Here is a 12,374-nt window from a genome sequence, read left to right on the forward strand (position 1 = left end):
AGAGTTTCCCGTGTCCCCCTGTAACGTTATCCCTCCAGGGATGGATGATCTAACTCAAATTATTGCATTTGAGCTAAGTTCTCCTAATGGTTAATTCAAGCCCGTATTGAAATATAATGAGGAGTTATTGCCGAGTTAACAGCTTGCTCAACATCCGAGTAGGATAGACAAAAAGAAAGCAAAAACTGGAGAGCCTTAATCTCCTCTCTGGCTTCGTCTACTGTTCGACAGTCAGTGGACGTATAATCTAATTTCTTGTGGACAAGAGGGTAGGAAAGCTGTTAAATCTAAAATTAACGCTTTGCCTATTCAATTGGTTAAGCAAGAAGCTCTCGTTAGATACTCTTGTGTCTACGATGAGACTGTCAAATTTGATAGGGTCTTATATATAAGGATTTCTAGGGATGTCCAACGCCTTAACAGTTACTGATGCTAGTTTTAAGGAAGATGTGCTTGACAGCGAAATCCCAGTATTAGTGGATTTTTGGGCTCCTTGGTGCGGGCCTTGTCGCATGGTTGCACCTGTTGTCGAGGAAATTGCAGAGCAATATGCCGGGCAAGTAAAAGTAGTCAAGCTCAATACAGATGAAAATGCTACTACTGCTAGTCAGTATGGTATTCGCAGTATTCCAACTCTGATGATTTTCAAAGGAGGTCAAAGAGTGGATATGGTTGTGGGTGCTGTTCCTAAAACGACATTAGCGTCTACTTTAGAAAAGTATCTGAAGCCAAATACCTGAAGTCGTTAGCGAACACTATTTAATCATTGTTGCAGGGGTTGACAACTCATCTAAACAACTGACTTCAAAAACAATCCATTTGAGTCAGTTGCTAGACGGAGTTCTTGAGTCCTCCAAAATGATACTCAAACCTCAAGCTCATTATTCACGGGTGTTGCGCCTTGGAACTTTGGGTCTGAGGTGCTTTGTTGTAAGTGATAAAATCGTATGAACTCCTCTGACATTAGCCAAGCGGTAGATTCTCTACAAGCAGATATTATTCAGTTAGTTGATCAACTGCCGAATTTAAAGCATAAGAAGTGGATTTCACGAGCACTTTCAAGCCTAGTTCACATGGCTGGGGAGGAATTTGAGACTCTGGATTGGAAAATTATTTCCGCCTCTTTGCTGGACTTAGAACGAGGGTTTCAAATTTTTTATCCCTATCGCCATGTTCGCAAAATTTGTATTTTTGGTTCGGCTCGCATTTCGGCTAATACTCAAGAGTATCGTATGGCAGCAGATTTTGCCCAATGTGTCACCCAGCAAGGATTTATGGTCTTAACTGGGGGTGGGGGTGGGATTATGCAGGCGGGAAATGAGGGTGCAGGTCTGGATTTATCGTTTGGATTAAATATTCAACTTCCCTTTGAACAATCTTCAAATCCGTATATTGAAGGGAATAAAAAAGCAATTATGTTTAAATATTTTTTCACGCGCAAGCTGTTTTTTTTTGCGTGAAAGTGATGCTTTAGCGATGTTTCCAGGGGGGTTTGGGACGTTAGATGAAACCTTTGAATGTTTAACCTTAATTCAAACGGGAAAATTTGGCCCTGCTCCATTGATTTTAGTGGATCGTCCGGGGGGGGATTATTGGTACGATTTACATCAATTTATTGAAAAACAAATGCTCAATCGGGGATTGATTTCACCGGATGATCCAAGTTTTTATACGATTACGGATGATTTGTCTGTGGCTTGTGAAGCGATCGCTAATTTCTATCGAGTTTATCATTCAAGTCGCCACGTTAAAGATAAGTTTGTAATGCGCTTAAAATCGGAATTATCAAATGAGCAAGTGGAACAACTCAATACCGAGTTTCACGATATCTTATCTAAAGGAAGAATTGAGAAAACGGAAGCTTTCCCTGAAGAGATAGGGGGCGAAACCGAAGGCTTACCGCGTCTAATGTTCCATTTTAATCAACGTCGTGTTGGACGATTATATCAAATGATTTATAGGATTAATAAGATGGGAGCGACTTCCCCAGAAGCGGCGCATCCAGAGCAGAAGTAGGGACAAGGGGACAAGGGGACAAGGGGACAAGGGGACAAGGGGACAAGGGGACAAGGGGAGCAGGGGAAGCGAGGGGAGAAATTTCTGTTTCCTATTGCCTATTGCCTATTGCCTATTCATTGCCCATTCCCCATTCGTAATTCGTAATTCGTAATATGAACAATTTGTTTGAATTTGAACAGGATTTTGTTAAAGCTTTGAATTGTATTCCGATGGTTGTGCGGTATAAACTGGATAGCTGCGGGGTTAAATTGAAGTTAGAACATTGGAATAAATTTCCCCATGAGGTTCGTCAACAATTAGTAGAAAATCCGATGAGTACACCAGAAGAAATGGCAGGATATCGGAGTTTATTGTATCAATTAGCAGAACAATATACTAATATCCCATTAAAGGATTTACCGATTGATGATCATCCACTTTGGTTAGATTCTACTGAATTACCGGATATTGTGCAGCAAAAAGCAGAGGAAATGGGGGTTGAGATCACGTTAAAACACTGGCAGAATTTAACGCAATTACAACGATTTGCTTTACTAAAGTTGAGCCGTCCTAGCCATGAAAATAAAAACTTTTTACCTGCTTTAAGAGAATTTAAAATTTTATAAATAATCATAAAAAACTTTTTATGATTTTGAGTTAAAATGTAAATAATTTTAGTTCTGTTGTACTATATTCTCAAGAAAAATCGATAAACTAGCATTAGTTTTTTGACTTGTAAACCCATTCAATTCACCTTCTGGGGAACTGGTTATGACCCATAGTATGAAACTTTCAACAGCCGCGATTGATTCTGTAAAAGATGAGGATGAGGAAGAAGAAGAATCAAATTTAGATTATTTTTATGATGATCCGGGTACACCCCCCGGAACATTAGATGTGGAAGCGGATGATCCGCCACCGGAGATGGTTTTAATTGATTATAACGATGGGATGGCGACTCGTTTAAAATTAACGACACCGGAAGAATGTGCGCCTTATTTAGATACTCATTCTGTTTCTTGGTTAGATATTTTAGGATTAGGAAATCAAGACACTTGGGAACGAATGGCAAAGGTGTTTAATTTACATCCCATTGCTTTAGAAGATGTGGTGAATGTTCCCCAACGTCCTAAAGTGGTAGAATATGATGATCAACTGGTGATTGTTGCCTGGATGGTAACTCTTAAGCCAGGTGAAGATCCACTACATAAAGAACAAGTTAGTATTATTTTAGGCAAAAATTATTTGCTAACGGTACAGGAAGAAGCAGAATATGATTGTTTACAACCTGTGCGCGATCGCATTCGTTATAATCAAGGGATTATTCGCAAACAAGGAGTCGATTATTTAGCTTATGCGATTTTAGATGCCATTATTGATGGATTTTTCCCTGTATTAGAAGAATATGGAGATATTTTAGAAGAATTAGAAGACGAGGTTGTCTTTAATCCAGTTCCTAAAAATCTAGCTAAAATTTATAGTATTCGTCGAGATTTATTTACCCTTAGACGGGCAATTTGGGCGCAACGAGAAGCCATTAATGTGTTAATTCGAGATGGAAGTGATTTAATTAGCCCAGAGGTTCGGGTTTACTTACGAGATTGTTATGATCATACAATTTTAGTTCGAGATATGGTCGAAACTTATCGAGAGTTATCGTCCGATTTAATGGGAATTTATATGTCTTCTATGAGCAATAAAATGAATGAAATTATGAAGTTACTCACCGTAATTTCAACGATTTTTATTCCTCTAACCTTTGTGGCTGGGGTATATGGAATGAATTTTAACCCGGATACTTCCCCTTTAAATATGCCTGAACTCAATTGGTATTGGGGTTATCCGGTCTGTTTGACCTTGATGTTTATAATTGCTTTAGCCTTATTCTTTTTCTTCTGGCGACGAGGTTGGTTTAATAGTGTTTCCCATCCTGAAGATGAAAAAGCGTCTACCCGGTGATGAATTTGCAAAGTGCAACCCCCTGGGTTAAAATCTCCCTCGATACTCAATCATTATTGTTTACTGGTTGCCTACAGCCATCGTTGCTATTATCATGCAAAAAATAAAACCTAATTTAATTTTAACGGTGGGAGTTGCGGTACTGCTTGTTGGGGGTGGAATTGCCGCTTACTATACCTTAGTTTCGCGTAAATTTTTAGAAGGTGTTCCCCTCGGTGCAAATGTTGTTCCCTCCGAAGCAATGGTGGCTGTATCTCTGTCCACAGATACCCAACAATGGGACAAATTAAAGCAATATGGTACACCCCAATCTCAAGCCGCGTTAAAACAAGTCTTGAACGATTGGCAAAATCGGGTATTAACCGAGAATGGCTATGATTATCAGAAAGATATTCAGCCTTGGGTCGGAAAAGAAGTGATGATTGCCTTTTTACCAAATTCTAGTTTACTATCAGGAACTCCTCCCAGTACGGAAGCATCCACAACCTTAAATCAACAAGCGACAGTGATAGTATTTCCGATTGCTAACCCCGCCAAAGCTAAAGAATTATTATCACAACCGAAAACCTTACCTCAAGGTCAAACTACTCAACGATCTTATCGAGGAATTGATATTATTGAAACCAAAGGAAATCCCAAACAAAATTATTCTATTGCGGTTTTGGGACAGGATTTCTTAGTGGTGACAACTGATCCCAATGCAACAGAACGCGCCATTGATACCTATCGGGGTTCAGGTTCTTTAGCGAGAACTCCAGGATATGCGGCGGCTTTGGATACGATTAAAACCGGAAATCCCTTTGCTCAAGTTTATCTCAATATTCCCGTCGCTACCACAGTGGCATCTTACCGTTCTCGAAATCCCATTCCTGAGAAAAATTTAGAACAAGTTCAACAACATCAAGGATTAGCAACTAATATTAATTTAGAATCTCAAGGTGTTGGGTTTAAAGCCGTGTCTTGGTTAAGACCCAATAGTCAGAAAAAATTTACCGTTGAGAATAGAGCGCAAGACATCCTCAAACAAATTCCAGAAAATACATTAATCATGGTTTCTGGAAGTAATTTAAAACAAGTTTGGGAAGATTATACCCAAGGTGCAAATGCTAATCCCATCGCACCATTTAATCCTCAAGTTTTGAGTTCTAGTTTTAAATCTGCAACGGGGATGGAATTAGAAAAGGATGTTCTCAAGGGGATGAATGGAGAATTTGCTTTATCTTTAATTCCATCAACTCCAAATCCCAGAGCTTTAGAACGATTTGTGGCGGGATTAGTATTAATGGTAAAAGTTTCTGATCGCAATGCAACCGATAAAACGTTTACCCAGTTAGATGAGGTGATGAAGAATAAACAATTTAAGGTGAGTGAAGTTAAAATTAAAGATCAACCCGCAATGCAATGGGTTTCTCCCTTTGGAGGATTTGTGGTAACTCGGGGTTGGTTAGACGGAAATGTGGCTTATATCACTTTGGGGGGATCAGTTGCGGATCAAATTGTTCCTTTACCTTCGGTTCCTATTACCTCTAACCCAGTATTTCAACAAAGTATTCCGATGGGACTTAACCCCAACAATGGTAACTTTTTTATGAATGTTGAACGAGTGTTTGATCCGAATGTCAGAACCTTATCATTACCTCAACTTCCCCCTCAGCAAAAAATCTGGATTGATGCGATTCAATCAATTGGATTAACAACAGCTATTCTAAATGATCGCACCAGTCGTTATGATATTTTTGTTAAAGTTAAAACCCCAACAACCCAGCCGAATACTGCACCTAAAACTCAACCTTAAATTTATTTTTAGAGATGGGAAGAAGGTTATTCTTCCTCCTTCTCATCTTTACGGTTTCCTGTTTCTGTAACAGGATGCAGCAATTCTGATCGAAATTGATAACGAGTTTCCGGCTTTAAATACTGACGTTGTAATTGTTCCCATTTTTGCCAAGATTCATAACGATTTTGGGCTAATACGCTCATAAAAGTTGGGAGTTTGGAGTTGATTTTGGAGGGTATCTCTTCGGCTATTTTTTCTCCTAAAACCATGCTATCTTGAATATCACCTAAACACTCCTGAATCGCTTTTATATCTTCTAAATAGTTGGAATAGGTAGAAGAATAGAAATCCGTAAATAAATTCATTTGATAACGCACTCGTTTAACTTGCTTTCTTAAGCTATGCAAAGATTTTCCCTGTTTATCTAAAATTTCTTCTAAAGTTTCCAAAGAAATAGGGTTAACTTGATCTTCACCCACTTGCCAACCGGAATGTAAGAATAACTCACTGATTTGGGGGAGTAATAAATCGGGAAGAACTTCATTAATGGGTAGCTTTTCCAGTGGAGTAAAACAAGGTTCTTTGATCCAATTTTGTAAATCTTCTTTCAAGTTTTTATAGGTTTTATGGTCTAAAACCCACTCCACAAGTCGAAAGGCTTTGTGACGTTGTTTCACCCAACTCATTAATATTTTATCTAGGATTTCTTGTTCTGATGAGGGTAAATGGGGATAATAATGGTTTTGTAAGGTTTCTAATAATACGTCTAAATCTCGTAACTTCCCCAAACGCCGTGCAATCTTACCTATTTTTTCATCTTCAGCCGATTCGGGTAAGTCTAAAACTGGAGCAAAGCCAACAATCGCTGAACGTAACCGTCGCATTCCCACGCGCATTTGATGGAGTTCTTCAGGATCATCATCTTTTAAAACATCAGATTCATGACTTATGACTTTTTCCAGATGTTTTTGAATCGCTTTTACAGCCCAATATCCTAAAGTTTGGGTTTGAGGATGAGTATTGATTTCCATTTTAAAAATATACGGGTTCTAATCTTTATTGTACTGGTCTTATTCTGCAATCTATCGCACGAAAAAGTAGAACTGATCTTCGTGATCAAAATTTATAACTCTTCATCTGTAATCAGGTTTCTAAAATTCAGTTTAGTCTCCTATCACCTGAGTTTTTAATTTAGTCATCAAGGTTTTAATTTGGCTATAGGCTTGCTTTGGAGACAGTCTTCCATCGGTTTCTAAGCTAAAGATTTGAGTGATATCCGTAGCAAACGCTTCCAATTGAGCTTGATCCGATACACAAGGCATCTGAGTCTCCCAATGATCAACCTGAGTTCGATCAGAAAAATCTGGAGTTAGTCTCATCTTTGTATCCAAACACTGCTAATTTTAATTGTTTTGTTTGTTTAACAATTAAGTTTTAATCATAGATAAAAACTGGCTCAAAGTCAAGGGGGTTTTGTGTAAAATTCAAAGCTTAATTTTAAATTAATTTTACAAATTTTATTTTTTCTCAATAAAAATCATCTTTTGTTTATCAAGTTTTAATTTTTACCCAAAATTAAACTATTTTAACTTAAATTTAACTTAAAACCTTTATGATGTACCCCAATTTAGGCTTGAAAATTATTGTAAATAAACTTAATAATAATATAATAATATTATAGGGAAAGACATTGAGATCCTAAACCTAGTTCGATTTGATCCCCTCGAAAGCGGGTAATTCCATACTCAATAATATGATTATGTTGATCGACATTAATTGATTCAACTCGTAAAATAGAACTGGTTGTTGATATGTGCAATAATTGAGCATCGTCAGCATCAACAAGGCGAGAAGAAATCCACGTATTTCGCCGTAAATGATCACAGCCATAGATTTCTCTCAGAAGTCGGGAAATTGACCACATTTGGGCTTCATAGGCTAACAAATTCGGAAAATAGTCTAGGGGAAAATAGCTACTTGTAATAGAAATCGGTACATTATTGGCAAACATTAAACGTTCAATCCAAGCAACGGATTCTCCCACGAGAATTTCTAAATGATTAGCCACTAAAAGATCCGCTTTAATTTCTATACATTTTAACAATTGGAAACTAGGTTCTAAGCCTTGATTAATCAGGATTTCATTATAACGGACTCGTTTCCCTAGAGGATAAATAATCGGTTTCTTAGTCACAAAAATCCCTCGCCCTGGTTCGGTATTTAACACTCCTTCACTTTTTAAACAAGCGATCGCTCGTCTGATAATATGACGATTTACATTAAAACATTGACTTAATAAACTTTCTTGAGGTAATTGCTCTCCAACTCGATAAATTCCTTGTTTAATATTGTGTCGAATTCGTTCAGCAACTTGAAGGTGCATCGGGACAGGATTAAGGCTCATTCCAAATCAGCAATTAAATAAAGAGTCGGGGGTTAGACCGATAAAGATATCTTTAATAATCTTAGCATCTGTTAGCGTCTTGTCATCAAATTATCTAATTTTTTACCGATCCCTAGACTTTAATAACAATCCGGTACTCATGAGAATAATTTCATCAAGGGGTTTATAATAGTTCTATGATTTGTTTTAGGACACATTCATCATGTTAAAGTTATACCATACTCCCTTTTCAATCAATACCCAGCGAGTTTGGCTTCTATTATTAGAAAAGCAAATAGAATTTGAATCGGTTTTTATCGAGTTAGATGGCGATCAATCTCAACACGTTTCTTAATCAAAAATATGATGTCATCAAGTCAATTTATTGTTTATGCTTGTCCTCAAGGTGAATTAGCTGGACAAATTCAAGCATTTTATCAAGAAAGTTTAGATTTATGTGGCTTTAATGCAGCCCATAATTATATGCCCCATTGTACCTTAACCGGATTTTTTAACGATGAAATATCATCCATTAATTTGTATATTCAAGCATTGGAAACGGCTTATAATACTGCAAAATTAAGCAAAACACCACTTAAACTTGATGTCATCAAAATGACCTTTCAAACTCATTGGTATGGTTTAGAATTAAAAACAGAAGGAATTCCCTCTCTAATGATTCATTTTGCTCAATTAGCAAATTCACCCACTCGTCTTGAAGCCTTACGATTAAAAACTTGGCTGCATTTGAGTTTAGCGTATGAATTTCAACCCGAACACGCTGAACAATTAAAACATCTAGCTCAAATTAGAATTAATCCCCAAGCTCAAGTAGATTGGGAATTAAGGTTTTATCAAAGACATCTTGAGCAGTCCTGGACTTGTCATCAATCTTGGCTGTTAAAAGCATAAGGGAAAAGTGTTAAGTTCAACTTTTCTTGATTTTTATCCTTAATCTATCTCTAAGATTTCCGCCTATCCTGAGACTTGATTTATGGATCAATTTCCTTCATAATAACTTTAACGCTTTATCCATGCGCCAATGCCTAACTTTAAAAAAATTACTCATGTTATTTACGACCTAGATGGTCTACTGTTAGACACAGAACCCCTTCATGCTAGAGTAAATCAAATCGTTGCTCACCGTTATGGTAAAACGATTGAACATAGTTTGAGTTGCAAAGTTAGGGGCAGAAAATCCCATGATTCAGCAAAACTTCTGATTCAAGAGTTAGATTTATCTCTCAGCGTTGAAGAATTTCTAAAACAAAAAGACGCGATTATTTACGAATTATACCCCCATGTTTTGCCCTTGGACGGAGCCGTTCATCTGACTCAACATCTCGCTTTTCATAACATTCCGCAAGCGGTTGCGACCAGTTCAGGAACTCGTCCGTTTACGGCTAAAACCCAAAGTCATCAAGGCTGGTTTTCTGTATTTCAAGAAATTGTTCGGGGGGATGATCCTGAACTCAAAAATGGTAAACCTGCTCCCGATATTTTCCTATTAGTTGCCCAACGTTTAGGGGCAAAACCTGAAAACTGTTTAGTCTTTGAAGATGCTTTAGCAGGGGTTTCCGCAGCGAAAGTGGCAGGAATGTCAGTAGTTGCTGTTCCCGCATCAGATATGGATCAATCTCTTTATAAAGAAGCGGATCAAATTCTCAATTCTCTGAGTGAATTTCAACCGGAATTATGGCAGTTACCTAAGTTTTAATCAATCATTTAAAGATTAGATGATTAAGGTAAATTAGCAATAACAATTTTCCTCATCTGACTCAGGCTTATTCAGCATCTTTAGGGGTTATAAAAGATTTTTAACCTTTTTTTAACTTGACATATCAAAAAAAATTGATATGATTTTAATATGCCTAACCCTAACTGTCACAGGGGATACTTTATGACTCCTAGACTATCAAAATTGCCCAGTTCTCTCAAAACCTTAGCTTTAGCCGTTGGGACTTCTACCCTGCTTTTGGCGTGCAGTCCAGGTCAGACCCAACAGACAAAACCCATTCATATTGATGGTTCTAGTACCGTTTATCCCATTACTGAAACAATTGTTAAAGATTACAATGCTCAGAGTCCGTCTGATATAGATATAACAGTTAATTTTTCAGGAACAGGAGGTGGCTTTAGAAAATTTTGTGCTGGAGAAACGGACATTAATAATGCTTCTCGACCCATTTTAAAAGAAGAGATTGAAGTGTGTAAAAAAAATAATATTTCTTATCTAGAATTACCTGTTGCTTTTGATGCGTTGACCGTTGTAGTTAATCCTAAAAATACCTGGGCTCAGGATATCACCGTTGCGGAATTAAAGAAACTTTGGGAACCCCAAGCAGAAGAAAAAATTAAAACTTGGAATCAAATTCGAGCTTTTTGGCCAAACCAACCGATTAATCTCTATGGCCCCGGTAAAGATTCAGGAACTTATGATTATTTTACCGCCGCAATTGTGGGAACAGAAGGAGCTAGTCGCACGGATTATCAAGCCAGTGAGGATGATGAAATTATTGAACAAGCTATCATTAATGATCCCAATGGATTAGGCTATTTTGGTTATGCTTATTATCAGAAAAAATCAGAGGCGTTAAAAGCATTAGCCATTGATAACCAAAAGGGTTCAGGGCCGATTATGCCTTCTCAAAATCCAACGGACGCTGAAAAATATCGACCCCTAGCTCGCCCCTTATTTATCTATGTTAATGCGGTTACTGCTCAAAATAACCCAGCCATGAATGATTTTCTGGATTTCTATATGCAAAAAGCGCCTAAAGTCGTTCAAAATGTCGGTTATATTCCTTTTGACTCTGATGATTATACCAAACTCTATCGCAACTTTCATAAAACAAAAGTTGGCACAGTCTTTGGGGGAACATCTGAGTTTAACTTAACCCTAGATCAAGTGTTAACAAAACGAGCAGAATACTAAAGTTTAAATCAAGTTAATTCTTACTCATTCACCGCCATCAAGGGAATCTTTTTTAGAGCAAACTTAGATTCTTAACACTTTTTTGCTTAACATATCAAAATTTTTTGAAATAATGGTAATGTCTCTAGCAGGTCAGGACTATCAATCGTCATAACGTCATCAGTATTAAGGGTTTTCAGGAGGTTCAATGAATCTAAAATCATCAGCCGTGCAGGTTGGAGGGCGACTGAGTTTTTTTGAAAAATATCTTACCCTTTGGGTTTTTTTCTGTATTATTGCAGGAATTATTTTAGGGCGATTATTTCCCGGTGTTGCTGTTGCTTTAGATGCCATGAGCATCTATCAAGTCTCAATTCCAATTGCAATTTGCCTGTTTTTTATGATGTATCCCATCATGGTAAAAATTGATTTTACCCAGGCAGTTAACGCCCTTCGCACTCCCAAACCCGTCTTTCTAACGTTAGTGGTGAATTGGTTAATTAAACCTTTCACAATGGTAATGTTTGCTCAATTCTTTTTGGGCTGGTTATTTCGTCCTTTCATTACGGGAACAGAACTCATTCGAGGACAGGAAGTTTCCTTAGCAAATTCCTATATTGCGGGAACGATTTTATTAGGAATTGCACCCTGTACCGCGATGGTTTTAATGTGGGGTTATCTGTGTTATGGCAATCAAGGTCATACTTTAGTGATGGTAGCAGTTAATTCCTTAGCGATGTTATTTTTATATGCTCCGTTAGGGCGTTGGTTACTCGCGGCAAATGATTTAACGGTTCCTTGGGCTACAATTTTTCTATCGGTTTTAATTTATGTTGGCTTACCTTTAGCTGCGGGAATGTATAGCCGATATTGGATTTTAAAAAATAAGGGTAAGCAATGGTTTGAACAAAAGTTTCTGCACTATTTAAGCCCCATTGCTATCTCTGCACTCTTGATGACTTTGGTTTTACTGTTTGCTTTTAAAGGAGAATTAATTGTTAATAATCCTTTGCATATTGTGTTGATTGCAGTTCCGTTATTCATCCAAACCAATTTTATCTTTCTGATTAGCTATGTGGCTGCTTTAAAATTGAAACTGTCCTATGAAGATGCCGCACCTGCTGCATTAATTGGGGCGAGTAATCATTTTGAAGTTGCGATCGCCACAGCCGTAACCTTATTTGGTTTAAATTCTGGCGCGGCTTTAGCAACGGTTGTGGGGGTATTAATTGAGGTTCCTATGATGTTAATGTTGGTCGAAATTTGTAAAAAAACAGCCTTTTGGTTTCCCAGAGAACCGGAAAAAGCCAGCTTATTTGATCCTCGTTGCTTAAAGGTCTAAA

12 protein-coding genes and 1 pseudogene are annotated in these 12,374 nt (G+C 37.5%); 10 read left to right on the forward strand and 3 right to left on the reverse strand.

The features are described 5' to 3' along the window. Positions 1 to 404 precede the first annotated feature (404 nt). The 5 genes and pseudogenes from trxA to NMK36_RS26960 all read left to right on the forward strand — a co-directional run bounded on the left by trxA (position 405) and on the right by NMK36_RS26960 (position 5,752). Positions 405 to 740, forward strand: a complete 336-nt coding sequence (trxA, locus tag NMK36_RS26940; protein WP_072717683.1) for a thioredoxin — start codon at positions 405 to 407, stop codon at positions 738 to 740. A 207-nt stretch (positions 741 to 947) separates the two neighbouring features. Further along, positions 948 to 2,016 (forward strand): annotated as a pseudogene (locus NMK36_RS26945) (LOG family protein). Between the two features lie 155 nt (positions 2,017 to 2,171). Further along, a complete protein-coding gene (locus tag NMK36_RS26950) occupies positions 2,172 to 2,624 on the forward strand; it encodes a nitrate reductase associated protein (protein WP_072717681.1) in 453 nt (150 codons plus the stop codon). 145 nt (positions 2,625 to 2,769) lie between these two features. After that, positions 2,770 to 3,957, forward strand: coding sequence for a magnesium/cobalt transporter CorA (corA, locus tag NMK36_RS26955; RefSeq protein ID WP_072717680.1), 1,188 nt, complete (start codon positions 2,770 to 2,772; stop codon positions 3,955 to 3,957). A gap of 94 nt (positions 3,958 to 4,051) precedes the next feature. Continuing rightward, positions 4,052 to 5,752, forward strand: a complete 1,701-nt coding sequence (locus tag NMK36_RS26960; protein ID WP_245824174.1) for a DUF3352 domain-containing protein — start codon at positions 4,052 to 4,054, stop codon at positions 5,750 to 5,752. A gap of 26 nt (positions 5,753 to 5,778) precedes the next feature. On the opposite strand, the gene NMK36_RS26965 is transcribed toward NMK36_RS26960, so the two are convergent. The 3 genes from NMK36_RS26965 to phnF all read right to left on the reverse strand — a co-directional run bounded on the left by NMK36_RS26965 (position 5,779) and on the right by phnF (position 8,138). Next, positions 5,779 to 6,765 (reverse strand): CHAD domain-containing protein, encoded by a 987-nt coding sequence (locus NMK36_RS26965; RefSeq protein WP_072717679.1) that lies wholly within the window; start codon positions 6,763 to 6,765, stop codon positions 5,779 to 5,781. Positions 6,766 to 6,897: 132 nt separating this feature from the next. Further along, complete coding sequence (locus NMK36_RS26970; protein WP_072717678.1) at positions 6,898 to 7,113, reverse strand: DUF7219 family protein; 216 nt, start codon at positions 7,111 to 7,113, stop codon at positions 6,898 to 6,900. A gap of 296 nt (positions 7,114 to 7,409) precedes the next feature. After that, positions 7,410 to 8,138: a phosphonate metabolism transcriptional regulator PhnF gene (gene phnF, locus NMK36_RS26975; protein WP_072717677.1), complete on the reverse strand. Its 729-nt coding sequence runs from the start codon at positions 8,136 to 8,138 to the stop codon at positions 7,410 to 7,412. A 202-nt stretch (positions 8,139 to 8,340) separates the two neighbouring features. On the opposite strand from phnF, the gene NMK36_RS26980 reads away from it, so the two are divergent. From NMK36_RS26980 to arsB, 5 genes are all read left to right on the forward strand, one after another. Continuing rightward, entirely contained in the window at positions 8,341 to 8,472 is a 132-nt protein-coding gene (locus NMK36_RS26980) for a glutathione S-transferase N-terminal domain-containing protein (RefSeq protein ID WP_083579881.1), read from the forward strand. 8 nt (positions 8,473 to 8,480) lie between these two features. Beyond that, positions 8,481 to 9,029, forward strand: coding sequence for a hypothetical protein (locus NMK36_RS26985; RefSeq protein ID WP_254175048.1), 549 nt, complete (start codon positions 8,481 to 8,483; stop codon positions 9,027 to 9,029). A 130-nt stretch (positions 9,030 to 9,159) separates the two neighbouring features. Further along, positions 9,160 to 9,834 (forward strand): HAD-IA family hydrolase, encoded by a 675-nt coding sequence (locus tag NMK36_RS26990; protein WP_072717675.1) that lies wholly within the window; start codon positions 9,160 to 9,162, stop codon positions 9,832 to 9,834. A gap of 183 nt (positions 9,835 to 10,017) precedes the next feature. Then, on the forward strand, positions 10,018 to 11,052 hold the full coding sequence (locus NMK36_RS26995; RefSeq protein ID WP_254175049.1) for a PstS family phosphate ABC transporter substrate-binding protein: 1,035 nt from the start codon (positions 10,018 to 10,020) through the stop codon (positions 11,050 to 11,052). A 187-nt stretch (positions 11,053 to 11,239) separates the two neighbouring features. Beyond that, positions 11,240 to 12,373, forward strand: coding sequence for an ACR3 family arsenite efflux transporter (gene arsB, locus NMK36_RS27000; RefSeq protein ID WP_254175050.1), 1,134 nt, complete (start codon positions 11,240 to 11,242; stop codon positions 12,371 to 12,373). The last annotated feature ends 1 nt before the right edge of the window (position 12,374 follow it).

This window comes from Planktothrix pseudagardhii (genome assembly GCF_904830925.1).
Taxonomy (GTDB): Bacteria; Cyanobacteriota; Cyanobacteriia; order Cyanobacteriales; family Microcoleaceae; genus Planktothrix; species Planktothrix tepida.